Annotated in this window: 19 protein-coding genes and 1 tRNA gene; 6 read left to right on the top strand and 14 right to left on the bottom strand. The window is 68.9% G+C overall.

Features of this window, described 5'->3' with window-relative positions; all coding sequences use genetic code 11:
* Positions 1-316: 316 nt before the first annotated feature.
* The 5 genes from rplA to BGO91_RS11895 form a co-directional block, all read right to left on the bottom strand.
* Positions 317-1,006 (bottom strand): 50S ribosomal protein L1, encoded by a 690-nt coding sequence (gene rplA, locus BGO91_RS11915; protein WP_021764078.1) that lies wholly within the window; start codon positions 1,004-1,006, stop codon positions 317-319.
* Positions 1,007-1,097: 91 nt separating this feature from the next.
* Positions 1,098-1,529: a 50S ribosomal protein L11 gene (gene rplK / locus BGO91_RS11910; protein ID WP_021764077.1), complete on the bottom strand. Its 432-nt coding sequence runs from the start codon at positions 1,527-1,529 to the stop codon at positions 1,098-1,100.
* 101 nt (positions 1,530-1,630) lie between these two features.
* A complete protein-coding gene (nusG, locus tag BGO91_RS11905) occupies positions 1,631-2,551 on the bottom strand; it encodes a transcription termination/antitermination protein NusG (protein WP_290472968.1) in 921 nt (306 codons plus the stop codon).
* A gap of 73 nt (positions 2,552-2,624) precedes the next feature.
* Positions 2,625-2,897: a preprotein translocase subunit SecE gene (secE, locus tag BGO91_RS11900; RefSeq protein ID WP_039923027.1), complete on the bottom strand. Its 273-nt coding sequence runs from the start codon at positions 2,895-2,897 to the stop codon at positions 2,625-2,627.
* 42 nt (positions 2,898-2,939) lie between these two features.
* Positions 2,940-3,012: transfer RNA gene (locus tag BGO91_RS11895), tRNA-Trp, on the bottom strand.
* A 363-nt stretch (positions 3,013-3,375) separates the two neighbouring features.
* Between BGO91_RS11895 and BGO91_RS11890 the strand changes: the two genes are divergently transcribed.
* Positions 3,376-4,269: a hypothetical protein gene (locus BGO91_RS11890; protein ID WP_290472967.1), complete on the top strand. Its 894-nt coding sequence runs from the start codon at positions 3,376-3,378 to the stop codon at positions 4,267-4,269.
* A gap of 5 nt (positions 4,270-4,274) precedes the next feature.
* Here BGO91_RS11890 and BGO91_RS11885 read toward each other — a convergent pair whose 3' ends face one another.
* The gene (locus BGO91_RS11885) at positions 4,275-4,973 is read right to left on the bottom strand and encodes a response regulator transcription factor (protein ID WP_290472966.1); all 699 of its coding nucleotides are present in this window, start codon (positions 4,971-4,973) and stop codon (positions 4,275-4,277) included.
* Positions 4,970-6,175 (bottom strand): ATP-binding protein, encoded by a 1,206-nt coding sequence (locus BGO91_RS11880; protein WP_290472965.1) that lies wholly within the window; start codon positions 6,173-6,175, stop codon positions 4,970-4,972. Before BGO91_RS11880 ends, BGO91_RS11885 begins: the two co-directional genes overlap by 4 nt.
* Before the next feature lie 116 nt (positions 6,176-6,291).
* On the opposite strand from BGO91_RS11880, the gene BGO91_RS11875 reads away from it, so the two are divergent.
* The 5 genes from BGO91_RS11875 to BGO91_RS11855 all read left to right on the top strand — a co-directional run bounded on the left by BGO91_RS11875 (position 6,292) and on the right by BGO91_RS11855 (position 12,273).
* Entirely contained in the window at positions 6,292-7,926 is a 1,635-nt protein-coding gene (locus BGO91_RS11875; protein WP_290472964.1) for a PspC domain-containing protein, read from the top strand.
* Positions 7,927-7,934: 8 nt separating this feature from the next.
* The gene (locus tag BGO91_RS11870; protein WP_290472963.1) at positions 7,935-8,372 is read left to right on the top strand and encodes a hypothetical protein; all 438 of its coding nucleotides are present in this window, start codon (positions 7,935-7,937) and stop codon (positions 8,370-8,372) included.
* Positions 8,373-8,379: 7 nt separating this feature from the next.
* On the top strand, positions 8,380-9,258 hold the full coding sequence (locus BGO91_RS11865) for an ABC transporter ATP-binding protein (RefSeq protein WP_290472962.1): 879 nt from the start codon (positions 8,380-8,382) through the stop codon (positions 9,256-9,258).
* Positions 9,255-10,067, top strand: coding sequence for an ABC transporter permease (locus tag BGO91_RS11860; protein ID WP_290472961.1), 813 nt, complete (start codon positions 9,255-9,257; stop codon positions 10,065-10,067). Before BGO91_RS11865 ends, BGO91_RS11860 begins: the two co-directional genes overlap by 4 nt.
* Positions 10,068-10,176: 109 nt before the next feature.
* Positions 10,177-12,273, top strand: coding sequence for a RecQ family ATP-dependent DNA helicase (locus BGO91_RS11855; RefSeq protein WP_290472960.1), 2,097 nt, complete (start codon positions 10,177-10,179; stop codon positions 12,271-12,273).
* Between the two features lie 19 nt (positions 12,274-12,292).
* On the opposite strand, the gene BGO91_RS11850 is transcribed toward BGO91_RS11855, so the two are convergent.
* The 7 genes from BGO91_RS11850 to BGO91_RS11820 all read right to left on the bottom strand — a co-directional run bounded on the left by BGO91_RS11850 (position 12,293) and on the right by BGO91_RS11820 (position 19,550).
* Positions 12,293-13,096 carry a hypothetical protein gene (locus BGO91_RS11850; RefSeq protein WP_290472959.1) on the bottom strand — a complete coding sequence of 268 codons (804 nt, stop codon included), beginning with the start codon at positions 13,094-13,096 and terminating at the stop codon, positions 12,293-12,295.
* A gap of 98 nt (positions 13,097-13,194) precedes the next feature.
* Positions 13,195-14,346: a UDP-N-acetylmuramate dehydrogenase gene (locus BGO91_RS11845; protein WP_290472958.1), complete on the bottom strand. Its 1,152-nt coding sequence runs from the start codon at positions 14,344-14,346 to the stop codon at positions 13,195-13,197.
* Complete coding sequence (locus BGO91_RS11840) at positions 14,343-14,783, bottom strand: MaoC family dehydratase (protein ID WP_290472957.1); 441 nt, start codon at positions 14,781-14,783, stop codon at positions 14,343-14,345. The genes BGO91_RS11845 and BGO91_RS11840 overlap by 4 nt, the downstream gene beginning before the upstream one ends.
* Positions 14,783-15,229: a MaoC family dehydratase N-terminal domain-containing protein gene (locus BGO91_RS11835; protein WP_081703984.1), complete on the bottom strand. Its 447-nt coding sequence runs from the start codon at positions 15,227-15,229 to the stop codon at positions 14,783-14,785. The genes BGO91_RS11840 and BGO91_RS11835 overlap by 1 nt, the downstream gene beginning before the upstream one ends.
* A gap of 656 nt (positions 15,230-15,885) precedes the next feature.
* Positions 15,886-16,551 (bottom strand): hypothetical protein, encoded by a 666-nt coding sequence (locus BGO91_RS11830; RefSeq protein ID WP_290472956.1) that lies wholly within the window; start codon positions 16,549-16,551, stop codon positions 15,886-15,888.
* Positions 16,552-16,555: 4 nt separating this feature from the next.
* Complete coding sequence (locus BGO91_RS11825; RefSeq protein WP_290472955.1) at positions 16,556-18,214, bottom strand: adenylosuccinate synthetase; 1,659 nt, start codon at positions 18,212-18,214, stop codon at positions 16,556-16,558.
* The gene (locus tag BGO91_RS11820; protein ID WP_290472954.1) at positions 18,198-19,550 is read right to left on the bottom strand and encodes an ImmA/IrrE family metallo-endopeptidase; all 1,353 of its coding nucleotides are present in this window, start codon (positions 19,548-19,550) and stop codon (positions 18,198-18,200) included. Before BGO91_RS11820 ends, BGO91_RS11825 begins: the two co-directional genes overlap by 17 nt.
* Positions 19,551-19,553: the final 3 nt, after the last annotated feature.

The following is a 19,553-nucleotide window of genomic DNA, read 5'->3' as shown; positions in this document are numbered from 1 at the left end:
CCAATGACAAAGCCACCGTGGCGGCCACGGTGGCGATGATTCCGACGACCCTCTTGTGGAGGGATCGTGTGGTGCGAGGAGTCATGGAAACGTCATCCTTCACTCGGACGGACTCGACATCGAGTCGGCGCGCGGCGCGCGCCAGAGCGAGCGTAAACCCCCGTCGTTCTGCCACACAAGAGGGGGTAGACGGGTCTGTCGCGATCCTTGACGAGTGTGTACGTTCTCTCAGAATCTCCGCGACCGCCCCAGCAACGCCGAAGGGGTCGTCACCGGCTGCTGCCGGTGACGACCCCTTCGAGTGTCTGCGAGACGATCAGATCGCGTTGACGTCCAGCGGGATGCCGGGGCCGAACGTGGTCGACACGGCGCCCTTCTGGATGTAACGGCCCTTGGCGGCCGACGGCTTCAGACGCACGATCTCCTCGAGCGCGGTCTTGATGTTGTCGTCGAGCTGCTCCTGCGTGAAGCCCGCCTTGCCGACCACGAAGTGGACGTTGGAGTGCTTGTCGACGCGGAACTCGATCTTTCCGCCCTTGATGTCGGAGACGGCCTTCGCCACGTCCGGGGTGACCGTGCCGGTCTTCGGGTTGGGCATGAGGCCACGCGGGCCGAGCACCTTTCCGAGACGACCGACCTGGCCCATGAGCTCCGGGGTGGAGACGGCGGAGTCGAAATCGGTCCAGCCGCCGGCGACCTTCTCGATCAGCTCGGAGCCGCCGACCTCGTCCGCGCCGGCCGCGATGGCCGCCTCGGCCGCAGGGCCGGTCGCGAAGACGATGACGCGCGCGGTCTTGCCGGTGCCGTGAGGAAGGATGACGGTACCGCGAACCATCTGGTCCGCCTTGCGCGGGTCGACACCGAGCTTCAGCGCGACCTCGACGGTCGAGTTGAACTTGGCGGAACCGGTCTCCTTCGCGAGCGCGACGGCCTCGGTCGGGGTGTAGAACTTGCCGTCTTCGATCTTCTCGGCGGCGGCCCGGTAGGCCTTGGACTTCTGTGCCATGAGTTTTCTCCTAACGAGAATGTGGTGCGAGCCTGGCCGGCTCTGCCACTGTGATGCCTTGCGGCGGAGGGTGTGTGAGGGCGGTCGGGGCTTACGCCTCGACGGTGATGCCCATCGAACGGGCGGTGCCGGCGATGATCTTCGACGCGGCGTCGATGTCGTTCGCGTTGAGGTCGACCATCTTCTGCTCGGCGATGCCGCGGACCTGCTCCTGGGTCAGCTTGCCGACCTTGTTGGTGTGCGGGACACCCGAGCCCTTGGCGACGCCGGCCGCCTTCTTGATGAGCTCCGCAGCCGGCGGGGTCTTCAGGACGAACGTGAACGAACGGTCCTCGTAGACGGTGATCTCGACCGGGATGACGTTGCCGCGCTGCGACTCGGTCGCGGCGTTGTACGCCTTGCAGAACTCCATGATGTTCACGCCGTGCTGACCCAGGGCCGGGCCGATCGGCGGGGCCGGGTTGGCAGCGCCGGCGTTGATCTGAAGCTTGATCAGACCGGTGACCTTCTTCTTCGGTGCCATGTCTCTTCCTTCTTTGTGTATTCGAGCGGCGTTGGATCGCTCCGTGCCGCTCTCCCGGTTTCTCGGCCCTTCCGAGACCCGGTGATCTGAAAACTAGGGGGTCAGAGCTTCGTGACCTGGTCGAAGCTGAGCTCGACCGGCGTCTCGCGCTCGAAGAGCGACACCAGCACGGTGAGCTTGCCGCTCTCCGGCTTGATCTCGCTGATCGATCCGGGCAGGCCCGCGAACGAGCCTTCCTTGATCGTGATGGTCTCGCCGATCTCGAAGTCCACCTCGGCCGGGATGACCCGGGCGGTGGCCTTCTGACCCTTGGCGGCGCCCTTGACCGGCGCGGCCTCGATCTGGACGAGGCTCTTCAGCATCGAGAAGGCCTCCTCGAAGCGCAGCGGCGTCGGGTTGTGCGCGTTGCCGACGAAGCCGGTGACACCCGGCGTGTGGCGGACGACCGACCAGCTGTCCTCGTTGAGGTCCATGCGCACGAGCACGTAGCCCGGGATGCGCACGCGGTTGACCATCTTGCGCTGGCCGTTCTTGATCTCGACCACGTCCTCCATCGGGACCTGGACCTCGTAGATGTAGTCCTCCATGTTCAGCGAGACCATGCGGTTCTCGATGTTGGACTTCACCCGGCGCTCGAAGCCGGCGTAGGAGTGGATGACGTACCACTTGCCGATCTTGCCGCGGAGCTCGGTGCGGAACTCCTCGTAGGGGTCGGTGGCGACCTCTTCTTCGTCCTCGACGGCCTCCTGGGCGGCCTCGGCCTCCTCGTCGTCGTGGACCTCGAGGGCCTCGTCGACGGCGTGGTCGGCCTCGGGGTCGACGGCCTCCGCCATCGCGTCCAGCACGGCGTCCAGATCGATCTGGGTGCCGTCCTCGGACACGACGTGCAGCGCTTCGTGCTCGGCGGCGTCGGACGAGTCCTCGTCGTGCTCCAGCACGTTGCCGGTCTGCGCCTCGTCGTCCTCGGAGGACTGCTCGGCAGCGGTGGCCCAGTCCACGTCGTCGCGATTCGTCTCAGACACTGAATTCATTCCATTTCTGTCGGGGTGGCCGGTGGTCCGGCCGAGCTTTCCACTCGAGCGGGAGTCGTCCGCTCTAGGTGGGGTTGCCGAAGACCCAGACGACGCCCAGGCTGAACAGCCAGTCGAGGAGGGACACGAGCGCCATCATGATCACCACGAAGACGAGCACGACCCCCGTGTAGCTCAGGAGTTCCTTGCGGGTCGGCGTGACGACCTTCTTGAGCTCGCCGATGACCTGGCGGATGAACAGCGCGATGCGCGCGAAGGGGTTGCGCTTCGCAGCGCGATCCTTCTTCGCGTTGGCGACGATGTCCTCACTCGGCTCGTCGATAACTTTTCGGGCCACCTCGTTACACCTTTCGTGGGCCGACATCGGAATGTCGACTTGCAGGGCGGACAGGAATCGAACCTGCAACCTGCGGTTTTGGAGACCGCTGCTCTGCCAATTGAGCTACCGCCCTAGGGAAGACGAACCCGCGAAGCGCTCCGCACGTCCTGAGACAAACCTAGCCTCGGTCAAGGCTAGCCGATCACGCATCCGAATGTGCTCCGAATGCCTGATCACAGCTCGGCATGACTGCCGTCGCCGTCACCGAAAAAAGGCGCAGAAAAGCTTGGCAGATTCAACCACCGCGTCCAGTGTACGGGACGCTGCACCACCTGCGCAAAACGCGCTGCCCCGCGGCGGTGAACCGTCGTGACACGCCCTTTTCCGCGACCACTCACGCTTCGACGGGGCGGCTTGCGACGTCTCGGCGGATGGGAACGAATCCGGCCTGTGGACAACCGGATCGGGCGGGTGCCGGCGCGGCAGAGTGAGGCGCATGAACAGCGCACTCGCCCTCCAGCTCGGACGCCAGCCCCTCGCCGTGCGGGAGGCGCGAGCGCTCGGCCACACCGAGAAACGCCTGCGCGGGCCGACCGTCCGCCGGCCGTTCCACGGGGTGGTGGCGACGGAGACGCCCAGCCGGCTCGACGACTGGTGCAGGGCCTATCTGGCCGTCGCTCCTCCCGGCGCGTTCTTCTCGGGACCGACGGCCGCCGCCCTCCACGGACTCCCCCTCGCCCGGCTCCCGTCGGGCCTGCACGTGTCCGTCCCCGCGCCGGCACGCGCTCCGCGCAGGCCCGGGATCCGCGGGCACTCGGTCAGAGTGTCGTTCGGGGACGTGATCGTCGAGGACGGCCTGCCGCTGAGCTCCCTGCCGCGCGCCTGGTGCGAGCTCGCCGGGATCGTCACGGTCGAGGAGCTGGTGGTCGTCGGCGACGCGGTCGCGCGACGCTGCACGGGCCGCGACCGCCTCCGCGAGCTGCGCGGTGCACTGGACCGTTCGGTGATCCGACGCGGCCTGCCGGACCTGCTGCAGGCCTTCGCCCTCCTGGACCCCCGGGCCGAGTCGCCGCAGGAGTCCCGCCTCCGCTTCCGGCTCGCGAGCGGTGGCGTACTCGGGTTCGCATCGAATCTGCCCATCCGGACGGCGAGCGGCAGCGACTACCGCGGGGACCTCGTGTTCCCGGAGCGCCGGGTGATCCTCGAGTACCAGGGCGACCACCACCGGGAGCGCGAGCAGTACCGTCGCGACCTGCGCCGCCGCCTCGACCTTCAGGCCGACGGCTGGACCATCGTGGAGCTCGGACCGGACGATCTGGCCGATCCGGGTCTCGCTCGCCGGGTGCGGGCGATCCTCGACCGCGCCGTCCATCGAGGAGGGGACGGATGACGCGTCTACAGCAGCTTGCGTTCCAACGCCCACGCCGTCAGCTCGTGCCGCGACGAGAGCTGGAGCTTGCGGAGCACCGCCGAGACGTGGGTCTCCACCGTCTTGATGGAGATGAACAGCTCGGCCGCGACCTCCTTGTACGCGTAGCCGCGCGCGATCAGCCGCATCACCTCGCGCTCGCGAGCCGAGAGACGGTCGAGTTCGTCGGTGTTCTCCGCCTGCTCGCCGGCCGCGGCGCCGAAGGCGTCGAGCACGAACCCCGCGAGCTTGGGCGAGAACACCGCGTCTCCTCCCGCCACGGCGACCACCGCGTCGCTCACCTGACCGCCCGAGCTGCCCTTGGTGAGGTAGCCGCGGGCACCGGCGCGGATGACGCCGACGACGTCCTCGGCGGCGTCCGAGACGCTCAGGGCGAGGAAGCGGGTGTGCGGGCATTCGGAGACGGTGCGGCGCAGGACCTCCGCGCCACCGCCTCCGGCACCGCCCGGGAGGTGCACATCGAGGAGCACGACCGCCGGCTGCGTGCGCACGATCGCCTCGACGGCGGCATCGACATCCGCCGCCTCGGCGAGCACCTCGAGGCGGTCGTCGAGGTCGGCGCGCAAGCCGGAGCGGAAGATGGAGTGGTCGTCGACGATCACCACGGTGATGCGTCCCGCGTCGGCCTCCCCGGCGGAGGGGGCGGTGTCGGTGTTGTCTGTCATGGTGCCTCGCTCGCGAACTCGATGCTCAGGTGGACCTCGGTGCCGGTGGGCCGAGAGCTGACGGTGGCCGTGCCGCCGGCGCGGCGCATCCGGCCGATGATGGACTCCCGCACACCGAGCCGGCCTTCGGGCAGGGCGTGGACGTCGAAGCCTGCACCGCGGTCGCGCACGAAGACGTCGGCGGAGCCGGCCCCGTTCTCGATGTACACGGACACCTCGCCGCCGGCGTGGCGCGCGGCGTTCAGCATGGCCTCCCGGGAGGCCGCGCCGAGTTCTGCCGGCGCGTTCCGGACCGGCTCGCCGACCGACACGATGTCGAAGTGCACGGCGTGGTCGACCTCGAGCGCGGCGGCGACCTCCCGCAGTTCGCCCGCCAGGTCCGCATCCTCCCGTTCCGCCGCGTGGGCGGCGTCCGCGTACAGCCAGTCGCGCAGTTCCCGCTCCTGGGCCCGGGCGATGCGACCGACCTCGCTCGACGCCCCGGCGCGGTTCTGGATGAGGGCGAGCGTCTGCAGCACCGAGTCGTGGAGGTGCGCCGCCATCTCCGCGCGCTGCTCCTCCTTGATCCGCGCCGTGCGCTCCGAGATCAGCTCACGCCAGAGCCGGAGCGCCCAGGGCGCGACCAGCACGGCCGCACCGGCGAAGGTGGCGGCGATGATCCCGATCCACAGCGGCCCCGACCCGTGCGCGTTCTGGAGCACGCTGAGCACGAGCGCGACGACCACGAGGAACGCGCCCGCGGCGATGCGGAACGCCGTCGTCGACAACGGGGTGGGCAGCAGGCTGTCGTCCTCGACCAGCTGGTCCCAGGCCACCGCGGCGACGAGCAGGACGATCGAGAGGAAGAGGAGGCCGATGGCCGAGCCCAGCGCGCCCGTCGCGACCAGCACGATCGACACGAGACCGGCCCCCGCACCGGTGACTCCGAAGAACCAGGGGATGTTGATCCGGCGATGCACGCGCTGCGCGGGCTCGTCGCCGTCTGCAGCGCGGAGGGGGACCAGTGCCCACAACCAGAGATAGAAGAGGACGCCCGCGCCGGCGAGGAACGTCGTGCCGACGAAGATCCACCGCACCGCGGCGACCGGCCACCCGAGGTGATCCGCGAGCGCCTGGCACACGCCGCCGAACACGCAGTCGCGCGGACGCGCCAGCGGCGGCCGGGCGATCGGCGGCCTGGCGGCAGGCACGGTGGGGGTCATGTTCAGAATCCAAGCAGACCCGGAGCCACCCGGACAGCCCGCGGGCAGGGGAATCAGGGTCCGCTCAGGGTGTCACCCCATGTCGCGGGGGCGCCTCCGAGCGCCAGGATCGGAGCATGTCACAGAACGACTCCACCACGCCGCCGCCCTACGGCGGCCCGAGCACCGGCCTCTCGGGCCGCGGCTCCCGCTTCTTCGACTGGATGCGCAGCCTCGGCGTCGTCCGCGCGGACGGCTGGGTCGGCGGTGTGTGCGCCGGCGTCGCCTACCGCCTCGGAATCGACCCGCTCATCGTCCGCGGCATCGTCGTCGTGGCCGCCGTGCTGGGCGCCCCGGTCGTGCTCCTCTACGCGCTGGCCTGGGCACTCCTCCCCGACCGCGACGGCCGCATCCACCTCCAGCGTCTCTTCGAGGGCGACGTGGATGCCCCGATCGTCGCGGCGGGCGTGCTCGTCGTCTTCTCGCTGCTGCCCTGGTCGAGCGGTTTCGGCTGGTTCGGGGGCGGCGGCGTCTGGAACGACTGGGGGTGGGGCGAGATCGTCGGACGGGTGTTCTGGACGCTCCTCGTCCTGGCGCTCGTCGCCGGGCTGATCGTCTTCGCCGTGCGCGCGGCCGACAAGCGGCCGGGTGCGGCGACGCCGCCGAGCCGCCCTGCACCTCCCGCGCCGGGCACCTGGCCGAGCGCACCGGCGACGGACAGCGCGCCCACCGCGCCGCCCACCGCCTCCGCCGCGTTCGCGACAGGAACGGACGGCGCGACGACGACCACCGCGACGAACGCGGACACGAAGAAGGCCGGCGACGCGAAGGACGGCGCCGACCCGAAGGCGCCCACCGACGGCGGCGCACCGACGCCGCCGCTCGACATCACGGCCGAGCCCGTCGCACCACCGGCTCCGACCGTGGGCGCGAGCCCGCAGGACGTCGCGGACTGGCAGCAGCGCCAGGCCGAGTGGAAGGCGGAGCACGCCCGCTGGAAGGCCCGCCTCGCCGAGGACATGCGCGCGGTCAAGGCGCAGCGCTCCGCCGAGATCCGCGCGCAGGCGGCCTCCGCCAATGCAGCGGCCAGTGCCCGTCGCGCCGCCTACCGCGCCGCCAACCCTCGCGTCGGCGCTCCCCTGGGCTGGCTGACCGTGGGCCTCGCCGTCATCGCGGGAGCCGCCGCCTCCGCCCTCTGGGTCCCGCTGACCGGCCTGTCCGGTTACGCGTCGACCGCCGCCCTCGCCGCGGCCACCCTCGTGTTCGGCCTCGCCGCCCTCATCGCGGGCCTCGCGCGCCGCCGCAGCGGGTTCCTCATCACCTTCGGCATCATCCTGGCCGCACTCACGGCGCTCACGGCGGCCCTCCCGAGCGGTGCACGTTCGAGCTTCTCGGCAGCGTCCATCGTGGCCGGAGCCGATCAGACGCTCGCGCCGTCCGCCGACGCCTCCTACATCCAGGGCTGGGGGCACACAACGATCGACCTGACGGACGCGGTGACGGCCTCGGGCACACCCCGGATCGACCTCGCCAAGGGGTCCGACACGACGACGGTGATCGTCCCGGCGGATGCCACCGTGCGGCTGGAGGCCGCGACCGCAGCCGCCGTGGTCGTGACCGACCCGTCGGGCGCCGAGCACGTCCATCGGTGCCAGCCGCGCCCGCTCGGCAGCTGCAGCACGAACATCCTCGTCGGTCCGGGCGGAGCACCCGACGCCGTCGTCCGAATCGCCCAGCTCGACGACGTGCTCGTCCAGCGCGAGCAGAAGTGAGGAACGCCATGAGCACCGACGCGAACCCGACCCCCGACCCGTCCGAGACGCAGCCGACCGACGCGCCGCCGTCCGAGACGCAGCCGACCGAGGCCCTGCCCACCGCGGAGCAGCCGACCGCCCCCCAGCCCACGCACCCTCTCCCCGCCGAGCCATGGCTCACCCCGCCGCCTCCGTCCGCCTGGGCGCCGATGCCGGCCACCGCCTCCCGTCCCCCGATCCGCTGGGGCGGCGTCGTGTGGGGCCTGCTGCTCGTCGTCTTCGCCGGTGGGATGCTGTTCGTCCTGTCGGCGCCCGAGCGCCTGGCTGCTGTCGAGGTCTGGCTCGCCGCCCTCACCCCGGGCACGGCGTGGGCGCTGTGGCTCGCGGCCGCGGGCGTGCTGATCGTGGTGTTCGCGCTGCTCGGTGCGATCCGGTCGGCACAGCGGCGCCGCCAGACGGCATGATGGGGGCATGACACCCCACCGCGCTGCGGTCTCCGTCCGGGGCCTGCGCAAGACGTACGGCTCGTTCGAGGCGCTGCGCGGAGTCGACTTCGACATCGAGGAGGGCGAGACCTTCGCCCTCCTCGGCCCGAACGGTGCCGGCAAGAGCACGACGATCGAGATCCTCGAGGGGTACCGCGACCGCAGCGGGGGCACCGCGGACGTGCTGGGGGTCGACCCGCAGCACGGCGGCACCGCCTGGAAGGCCCGACTCGGGATCGTGCTCCAGTCCGGCATCGAGGCCGCCGATGTGACCGTGCGCGAGCAACTCGTGCACTTCTCGCGGTTCTATCCGCGGCGCCGCGACGTGGACGAGCTCATCGCCGCAGTCGGTCTGACCGACAAGGCCAAGACGCGCATCCGCAACCTGTCGGGTGGGCAGCGACGCCGGCTCGACGTCGCCCTCGGCGTGATCGGCCGGCCCGAGCTGCTGTTCCTGGACGAGCCGACCACCGGGTTCGACCCGGAGGCGCGCCACCAGTTCTGGAACCTGATCCGGGACCTCAAGCGCGAGGGCACCACCATCCTGCTCACAACGCACTATCTCGACGAAGCCGCCCAGCTCAGCGACCGGGTCGCGGTGATCGCCCGCGGCACCCTCATCGACATGGGAGCCGTCGACGAGATCGGCGGCGCGGCGGCGCGCGTCCCGATCGTCAGCTGGCGCGACGCCGCCGGCGCGCCGCAGCAGGAGCGCACGGACGAGCCCGGCGCCCTCGTCGCCCGCCTGACCGCCGACCTCGGAGGCGAGCCGCGGGGCCTCGAGGTCATCCGGCCGAGCCTGGAGGACATCTACCTCGAACTGGTGCGCGAGGCCGGCGCCCCGGAGCGGGAGGCGATCGCATGACGACCATCCCGCTCGGAATCGCCCGCGCCCGATACGAGACCCTGACCTACTTCCGCCAGGGCGACACGATCTTCTTCACCTTCCTCTTCCCGGTGGTCATGCTCGGGATCTTCTCGGTCGCGTTCCAGGGGCTGGGGAAAGTCGGAGCGGCGCCAGACGGCTCGGGCGGCATCACCCAGGCCGCCTACTACCTGCCCGGCATGATCGCCGCGGGCGTCCTCCTGAGCGGCGTCCAGAACCTCGCCGTCGACATCGCGATCGAGAAGAGCAACGGGACACTCAAGCGGCTCGGCGGGACGCCGCTGCCGGTGGTCTCGTACTTCATCGGCAAGATGGGCCAGGTCATCGTCACGAGCGCGCTGCAGATCGTGCTCCTGCTGCTGGTCGCCCGGCTGGCGTTCGGCGTCGACCTGCCGACCGACCCCGAGGCGTGGCTGCGGTTCGTCTGGATCTATCTGCTCGGGATCGTGACCTCGGCGGTGCTCGGGATCGCGCTGTCCGCCGTGCCACGCACCGGCAAGAGCGCGACGGCGGTGATCATCCCGATCGTGCTGGTGCTGCAGTTCATCTCGGGCGTCTATCTGGCGTTCAACCTTCTGCCGGTGTGGTTGCAGAACATCGCGAGCGTGTTCCCGCTGAAGTGGATCGCGCAGGGGATGCGGAGCGTGTTCCTGCCCGCGTCGTTCGAGTCGCAGGAGCCGAGCGGGAGCTGGCAGCTCGGCTGGATGGCCGTCGTCCTGCTGATCTGGCTGGTGGCGGGGCTGATCGCGTGCCGTCTGACGTTCCGGTGGATCCGCAAGGACGGCTGACCGTCGCGGCGGCGGCACAAGGTTCTGCACACCCGCCCACGCCTGGGACTTGTCCACGGATCCTCACGCGCGGCGATCGGGCGTCGGCCCCCTCTGGAACGATGGCTGCATGAGCACCACCAGAGACCTCGCCGTCACCAGCCTCCGCGCCCTCGTCGGGCGGGAGGACGCCGACTTCCACTCCGGGCAGTACGAGGCGATCGCGGCTCTCGTCGACGAGCAGCGCCGGGCGCTCGTCGTGCAGCGCACCGGGTGGGGCAAGTCGGCCGTGTACTTCGTGGCGACCATGCTGCTCCGGCAGCGCGGGGCCGGGCCGACCATCCTGGTCTCGCCGTTGCTCGCCCTCATGCGCGACCAAGTCTCCGCCGCCGAACGCGCGGGGGTGCGGGCCGTCACCATCAACTCGGCCAACCGGCACGAGTGGGACGACGTCTCCGCCCGGCTGCGCGAGGACTCGGTGGATGTGCTCCTGGTCTCCCCCGAGCGGCTCAACAACCCCGACTTCCGCGACCAGCACCTCCCCGACCTGATCGCGCGCAGCGGCCTGCTCGTGATCGACGAGGCGCACTGCATCTCCGACTGGGGGCACGACTTCCGCCCGGACTACCGGCGCCTCCGCGATCTGATCGCGTCCCTCCCGGACGGTGTGCCCGTGCTGGCCACCACCGCGACGGCCAACGAGCGCGTCGTCGCCGACGTCGCCGAGCAGATGGGCGAGGGCAGCGGACACGCGGAGGTCCTGACGATCCGCGGGCCGCTCGCCCGGCGGTCCCTGCGTCTCGGCGTGCTGACCCTGGAGGACGCGACCTCGCGGCTCGCCTGGCTGGCGAGCAACCTCGCGGAGCTCCCCGGGAGCGGCATCGTCTACACGCTGACGATCGCGGCCGCGGAGGACACCGCACGGGTGCTGCGCACGGCCGGGTTCGAGGCGTACGCCTACACCGGGCAGACCGACACCGCCGAGCGGGAGGATCTGGAGGGCCGGCTCAAGCGCAACGAGGTGAAGGTGCTCGTGGCCACCAGCGCGCTCGGGATGGGCTTCGACAAACCCGACCTCGGCTTCGTCGTCCACCTCGGCGCCCCCTCCTCGCCCGTCGCGTACTACCAGCAGGTCGGCCGCGCGGGGCGCGCGACCGAGAACGCGGACGTCCTGCTGCTGCCCGGCCCGGAGGACCGCGCGATCTGGCAGTACTTCGCCACCGCCTCCATGCCCTCGGAGGAGAAGGCGGCGGCCGTCCTCGATGCGCTCTCGCACGAGACGCAGTCGACCCGTGTGCTGGAGAGCCGGGTCGATCTCAAGGCGTCGACCCTCGAACTGCTCCTCAAGGTGCTGGATGTGGACGGCGCCGTCCGCCGGGTCTCCGGCGGCTGGGTGTCGACCGGGCAGCCGTGGGTCTACGACCGCGATCGGTACGAGCGCATCGCCGCGGCACGGGAGGCGGAGCAGCAGTCGATGCTCGAGTACGAGCGCACCGGCATGTGCCGCATGCAGTTCCTGCAGGAGGCCCTCGACGACCCGGCCGCGGCACCGTGCGGCCGCTGCGACAACTGCGCGGGCGCCTGGTACCCGAGCGCGATCGCCGCGGAGGCCTCCGGTTCGGTCTCGGCGATGCTCGACCGGGTGGGGGTGGAGATCGAGCCGCGCAAGCTGTGGCCGACCGGGGCGGACCGGCTCGGCGTCTCCGTGCGCGGCAAGATCGCCCCGGCGGAGCAGCTCCAGTCGGGCAGGGCTCTCGCCCGGCTCACCGATCTGGGCTGGGGCAACCGCCTCCGTGAGGTTCTCTCTCCGCAGGCCCCGGATGCGCCGTGCCCTCCGGAGCTGCTCGCCGCGTGCATCCGTGTCCTGGCGGATTGGGACTGGGCGGAGCGGCCCGCCGCGGTCGTCGCGATGCCGTCGCGGCGGCGCCCGGTGTTCGTCGAGTCGCTGGCGCGGGGCCTTGCCGAGGTCGGCAGGCTCCCGTTCCTCGGCTCGCTCTCGCTTCGCGGTGGAGGGCCGACCGGTGACCCGGGCGGCAACAGCGCGTTCCGTCTGGCCGCCGTCTGGGATCGTTTCGGCGCCGACGGGCTCGATGTGCCGACCGGGCGCCCGGTCCTGCTCGTCGACGACCTCGTCGACAGCCGCTGGACGATCACCGTCGCCGGTCGCGCCCTGCTGGACGCCGGCGCCTCCGCCGTGCTGCCCTTCGCGGCAGCGCTGAGGGGGTGATGGCCGTGGGTACCGCCGACTAGATGAAGTCGCCTCCGCCGAAGTCGCCTCCGCCGAAATCGCCGCCGCCGAAATCGCCCCAGCCGCCTCCGCTGTCACCCCAGCCGCCGCTGCTGTCGCCCCAGCCGCCCGCGTCGGCGCCACCGGCGTCCGCGCTGGCCGTGTCGGTCGCGCCGGCGTCGCCGGAGCCGCCGTCCCCGGAGCCGGCGTCGCCGGAACCGCTGTCGCCGCTGTTGTCTCCGCCGTCGCCGTTGCCGTTGTCCGCACCCGCTTGGCTGTCGGTCGGCGAGGGGAGGAACGCGCCGACGAGGGCGGATCCGATGACATAGCCGGCGACGCTTCCGAGGAGGGAGCTCGCGAACATCCCGCCGAACCCGACTCCACCGCCGCCGCTGCGTCCGCCGAGCGAACGCTCGAGGGTGCCGGGCTGGCGCAGTTCGGAGCGGGTGGCGGCCTGGGCGAGCGAGCGCGGGTCGTCGCCGCGCGGCTGCTCACCGGCGGGGGCGTTCTCGCTGAGCTGCTGGAAGAGCAGGCGGCGCTGCTCGGGCGTCAGTTTCGTGAACGCCTCCTCGTGCACCTGCTCGATGGTCTCCGGCGGCGCGGTGCGCAGCAGATACCGGTAGCGCTCGACGGCGATCTCGTCCTCCGAGCGCGGCTGCTGACTCGGCGGCTGCTGACCCGGCGCCTGCTGACCCGGCGTCTGCTGACCCGGCGCCTGCGCGGCGGACGCAGCGTACGCGGCGGGGCCGGCGTGCGGGGCGGGTGCCTGCTGGTCGGCGGGACGCGGCTCTTCGCGTCCGAGGAGGCGGTCGAGGAATCCCATGGTCGTACCCTTCGGTCGACGGCTCTGCGGGTGCGCCGTGCTGTCGTCAGCCTAGGTTCGGTGCGTGAGAATCTTCTCAGAGAGCGCCGGGCGGTCGCCTACAGCGCGACGCCGACGAAGATCGGCTCCGGGCGCAGCAGCACCCCGAACTCCGACTGCACGCGGGCCTGGATGAACGACGCCAGCTGGACGACATCCTGCGCCGTCGCGCCGCCGCGGTTCACGATCGCGAGCGTGTGCTTGGACGAGAGCCCGGCCGCCGAACCCGGGAGGCCGTACCCGCGTCGGATGCCGGCCTTCTCGATGAGCCACGCGGCCGAGAGCTTGACGTCGTACGGGCCGTCGGCCAGCGGGGGGACGTCGAGCGGGTGCACGCCGTCGGGCTGCAGGCCGATGACGGCGTCCGGCTCCGGTGGGGTGACGGGCCAGCGGGGGGCGTCCTTGGGCAGCGATCGTGCGAAGTTCTCCGACACGATCGGGTTGGTGAAGAAGCTGCCGGCGCTGACCGAGTCGGGGTCGTCCGGGTCGAGGACCATTCCCTTGGAGGAGCGCAGGGCGAGGACCGACCGGCGCAGTTCCGCGATCGGGACCCGCGCGCCGATGACGACACCGAGGGCGTCGGCCAGCTGCGCGTATCCCACCGGGGCGCTGAGCGGGGCGCCGACCCCGCCGGGCACGGTGTTGTCGGCGAGTTCGAGGTCGACCGAGAGCACGATGCCCTCCAGTCCGCCCTTCAGGGCCGACATCCGGTAGCCGAGGCCGAGCTCCGCTTTCGTGAGCGTGGTCACCTCGCCGGTGCGGTAGTCGAGGAACTCGACGGCGAGCAGCGCCGACTCGAGTTCCTGCCCGTACGCGCCGATGTTCTGCACGGGGGCGGCACCGGTGGATCCCGGGATGCCGGAGAGCGCTTCGATGCCGGCCCAGCCGTTGCGCACGGTGAGCGCCACGAGGTCGTCCCAGGGCTCGCCGGCCTGCACGCGCAGCCGCACGCGCCCGTCGGGTGCCGGGAGGCGCTCCACCCCGCGGGTGACGATGTGGATGACGGTCCCGTCGAAGCCGTCGTCGCCGGCGATCGTGTTCGAGCCGCCGCCGAGGAGCAGCCAGTCCTCGCCGCTCCCCCACACCTCGAGCGCCGCGGCGACGAGCGCGTCCCGGTCGGCGGGGGCGACGAGGCGTGCGGGGACGCCGCCGACGCGCATCGTGGTGAGGTCGGCGAGGGCGGTGGTGGCGGGCGACGGCGTGTCGGTCATGCCAGGGTGACCCGCACCTGCGCCTTGCCGAGCACGGTCTCGCCGTTGAAGGTCGTGGTGAGGTCGACGCGGGCGACACGGGCCTCCGCGTCGAGCTGGCCGATCTTCGCCGTGACCGAGACGGTCGCGCCCGTGAACGGGTCCACCAGGATCGGGCGCGTGAAGCGCACCTGGTAGTCGGCGACGCGTGCCGGGTCGCCGGCCCAGTCGACGACCGGCTGCACCGAGAGGCCCATCGTGAGCATCCCGTGTGCGATCACGCCGGGCAGGCCGACCGAGGTCGCGATGTCGTCGCGGTAGTGGATGGAGTTGAAGTCTCCGGAGGCACCCGCGTAGCGGACGAGGGAGTCGCGGCTCAGTTCGTAGCTGCGCTCGGCGATCACGTCGCCGACGGTCAGCGTGTCGAAGTCGGGCGTTGCTGAGGTCTGCTGGGTCATCACTCGTCCCCTCGAACGACCAGGGTGGAGGTGGAGGTCACGACGTGCTCGCCGGCCGCGTCGACGATCACGGTCTCGGCGGTCACCATCGAGTGCGCGCCCAGCGACTTCACCGCGGTGACGGTGAGCGTGCCGGTGAGTTCGTCGCCGGCGATGACCGGCCGCGTGAAGGTGAACCGCTGGTCCCCGTGGACGACGCGACTGAAGTCGATGTCGGCCTCCGGGTCGGCGAGCAGCTGGTCGAGCGAGAGCTGCTGCACGACGATGGAGAAGGTGGGCGGTGCGACGAGGTCGGCGTGGCCGGCGGCGCGCGCCGCGTCGAGGTCGAAGGAGGCGGGGTCGGTCGCGAACACGGCGCGGGCGAACTCGCGCACCTTCTCCCGGCCCACGAGATACGGGGCGGTCGGCGGGAACGCGCGGCCCTGAAGAGCTGGATTCACTGGCACCCGTCGATTCTACGGGGCGACGAAAAAAGAGAACCCCGGCCGCCTGGCCGGGGTTCTCTCTACGTGCGGTCTGTGCCTACTGGCAGCTGTCGCACTGCAGCAGGTCCATCGGGTCGACGGGAACCGCGTAGCCGCCGACGCTGTCGTTTTCGTAGTCCATGATGGCCTCCCCTGAAGTCTCGTTTTTCACCGCTTCGTGCGGTGTTCACCCACTATATAACCCGAATGACACGATTGTCATTCCACTAGATGTAGTGTTTTCGACTTTTTTTGGCTCTCCCCCGAGAATACGGCGGACCACCGACATTGTCGGCTCGCACAGACCGTGACACCCCAATCGTTATTCCTGACACCACTCGCACGTCATCCATGCGTTTTCGCGGTTCTCACGTTGTTGACACCGGTTTTCGCTTTTTGGCCTCGGGCGGTGGCCATTCTCATCAACGCGGTCCCATCTCGTTGCGCGCCGGCGTATCGCCGACGGCCGTCGGCGTGTCGGACTTTCCGCCCGTCGGCATCGCGGGGCCGGCGCTCGCGTTCGGGTCGACAAGATCAGGGGCATGATGGGCAAGGCGGCGTGAGCGGTGGCTAACGATTGCAAGCACTCATGTCGACGCGAAGCATGCCCCAGTGAGTGTTCGTCCGATGCGCGCCGGTTAGCGGACTCGAGTCTCTCCCAAGATGGTGGCGCCTACGCGACGCTGAACCGCGACCACATGATCTGCCAGATCATGCACTCCATCAATCACGGCGAGTTCGACTACTCGATTTTCTGACAGTCTGCCGACGCGCATGGATGCGTAGTCGTACTCAGCAATCGGTGCGAAGGTGCCGGTGCCTCGAAGTGGCGCTCCAGGGAACAATGTGGAGCCTGTGTTCATCGGGGCCAGGCGAACGCGATCGTGGTGTGCTTCGACAAGGGATCGGGTGTCGATGACAAGAACGTCCTGTTCGTGATTCCGATACTGCTTGGCACCAAGAAGCCTGTTCAACCGATTCTCATGCAGCCAGAAGAAGACCCGGTTATTCAAGGTGACCAGCCACTCTTCGACTGTCATGTCGATCAGCACCTCGTTCAGGAAGACCATTTTGAGGGGCATCTGGTCACGAACGCTCACTACGCCAAGATCGGGATGGTCGATCACGACCGATCGCGGCCGGCGGCGGGTGAGCAATTCTTCGACGACATCCGGATGTAGGCCTGCGGATGTGGTTATCTGCTCCGTGGTCCAGAGGCCATTCGTCTTGATGGAGTCCCAGCTCCCGGCAGTTGCCATGTGGTAGAGCCTCGGGTACTCAGCAATCAACTGATCTACATCCATTTGTTCACCATTCTCGACGGTCGATCACGCTGCGCCGATCGAACCGAGTTCCGATAAGGGTGACGGGAGCGGCGGCGACACGTTCAACTTCCTCGATGAAGTTCACGGTTTCAATGCTGAGCTGCTCGAAGCGCCGCGCACGTTCATTCCCTTTACTGATGTAGTCAGTGAAGGTCAGTGCGATGTCGGTCGCTCCGTTCAGTTCCGACGCCCTCTTCAGCTGCTCCCAATCGAACTCACCGACACGTCGCTGCGTGTGGGAGACGGAACCTTTCTCTGTCTTGATCAGGTCCTCAACGTCATGTCCTGACCGGTCGGCAATTTCCTGCCATTCGAGCTCCTGCGACATTCGACCGGATTCGCCCCGGATGGGGTTACCCACTCGGATTGGGTAAGTACGAATCACCATGATGACCCGTCGGAGTCGGTGCGGACCGATCCCCGCTTCCGCAAGAGTGGCGCCCACGGTCGTGTCGCGACTTGTGACATGCGGATAGTGCCCATGGTAGATGCTGAGCCCGGTACCTTGGGTGCCCTCCAGAAGGATCTTCTTCCCCTGGCGCAGGGTCTCTTCGATGACGTCTCGTGCCGGACGGATGTACGGCTGGAGCTCGACGACATCTTTCGCCAGTCGGACAGCTGGAACGATGGTTCCCGAACGCCCCATGATTCGCCGCGAAGCCGCGGATCCGCCGCCTTTACCAGTCGAGCCGATCGTCTTCTTGAGTTCGCCTTCCGCTTCCTTGTCGAGGTCCTCGATGATCATTGCTTGCGGGTCGATGAAGAGCCGACCGACTTCGACGTTGCATTCAGCAATTTCGTTGAGGAGGACTTCGACATCCAGTGTGGCGCCCGGGCCGATGAGCAAAGTCGCGGTCTCGTTTGCCAGCGTGCCGGATGGAAGAAGGCGATGCACGAACGAGCCGGCTATCGGCACTTTGTGACCGGCGTTCGGTCCGCCGACTCGGACGAGTAGGTCGTACTCGGGAGCGAGGAAGAATGCGATGTTGCCTTTGCCCTCGCTCCCGTATTGTCCGCCAACCAAGACATCGACTAGCCGAGCGCTTCGGGGGGTCCCAAGCCGTAGTGCAGCAGCGGCGCGCGTCTCGACGTCGTCCTCCGAACACCGGTTTGTGTTGATCGAAATGTCAGCGTCCGCGCCCAACTCGTGAGTCCGCCGCTCGGTTTCGTTCTGCGCTACCTCTCCGTAGTTATCTAGCTCTCGGATGTGGCTCGATTCTCGTCGCCCTTCGTAGCGGGTCGCGAGCTCATCGTCGGGGGCCCACAAGTGAATGTGGGTGACGCGAGATGGGAAAGCCTCACGAAGATGTTCGATCTGCGGAAGGATTCGGATCGCATCGACAACGATGAGCGCGCTCCGTATTTCGCCTTCTGCGATGCGAAGCGCTACGCCATCAGCGACCCACCGCCCACCGGTGTCTCGATCGAGGAAGTCGCCATAGTCCTGAAGCGCGCGTCGCTCATCAGGAAGAACTTCGCTTCTTCTGGCGGCTTCCTCGGCGAGTAGCTCCTGTGTGCGGACGTGGGTCGCTCCGAAATGCTCGACCAGCCGCTGCGCGAGCGTGCTCTTGCCAGATCCGACGGGTCCGCTGATAACGACGATGCGAGGCTGGAGGGTTTCCGTTTCAGCTTCGAGCGTCATGGTGTTCGGGGCCTTTCGCACGCAGGGTGTGAACAATGACGTCTACATCGCGAACTGTCAGCGTCTTCCTGATGATTGTTTCAATGATGTCCCATCGCCCTCCGGCTTGACCGGCACCAATCCGGGGCACATGAACCTTCGCACCTTCACGGCCCGCGATCTCCGCGACTTGAGTTAACCCCTGTTCGAGAGCGTCATATCGGAGACGGGTGGCCTTCCCAGGGCCGTAACCTTCTTGCGCCACGATGCTGGCGATTCCAACCTGGCCTCCGCTGTCTTGACGCTGCACGAAATGGACGTTTCCTAGGGCGAGATTGGAGGCGTCAGCAATCGTCCACGCTCGGTAGGCGCCCGGGAAATCAGGGTATGCGCGCGCCAATGCTGCGGCGGCGCCGTACCGGGACCAGCTCCTGGTCGAGTCAGAGACGACGTGGGCGAAAATGATCGGCGAGCGCGTGTCGAGTTCGGTGAGCAGGTCCCCCGTCACATAGCTCAGGTGTGGGTCGGCGTTTGCGGGGGCGGCCAGCTCAATCAGCGTCATCGCCCGCGGTCGGGACGATCCCGGGAACGGGGGTGTTCCAACGGTTTGGGCTTCGAGGGTCCGATCGCCTACACGGATCTTGTGATGCAAGGTTTGGCCGACGGCGCTGGGCCGGCGAAATTGGCTCGCTTCTAGGAGGTCACCGTGAGCGAGGGCGTTCATCACTGAGGACAACTTGGTGCTCGGCGAAGTGAGCAGGTAGTCCACTCGTGACCCTTCGGCTCTCGCGGACGTCACAAGCAGGGCAAGCGGGCGTGGCGACGCTTCAACTAGTCGGCGTAGGAGCGCTTCGGTTGACACGTCCCACCTGCGTCGAGTCTCCATGATGAAGTCGATGTCGGTTTCTACGTTGACGAGCGGTCCTACGGCTTCTTCAGGGAGTAGTAGCTCGGCCGCGATGATGTTGCAGACCAACTCAACTTCCCAGTTGTCATCCGCGGCGGGTACCGCCCCCAGTTCAGTTCTATAGCGCGGCTCACGAGCCACGTCCGGGAATCTCGTATGAGCTAGCTCGTGGGCGAGGCTAAACCGAAGTCGGCCGCGCGGACGGGACGGGTTGTACTCGATAATCGTTTCCCCGTCGATGTTCACAGTTCTGGCATCGGTAAGGGAGTCGGTGGGACGAAGTCGCGCGCCTAACGCGGCAGCCAGTCGGGCAACGTCGAGCGGTGGGCCTTCTAGCCCTAACGAGGCTGCGGCCTGCAGGAGGTCTTCTGCGACGCTGCGTGCGCGTTCAATCGGATCGGCGCCATCTGCGAACGCTAGAACGGAGCTGTTCGTCCATTGCTGACCCATGCG

This window comes from Leifsonia sp. 71-9, from assembly GCF_001898805.1.
In the GTDB taxonomy this organism is placed as follows: Bacteria; Actinomycetota; Actinomycetes; order Actinomycetales; family Microbacteriaceae; genus Leifsonia.
Note: the sequence above shows the minus strand (reverse complement) of the source record. Positions and strands in the feature narration are given on the sequence as shown.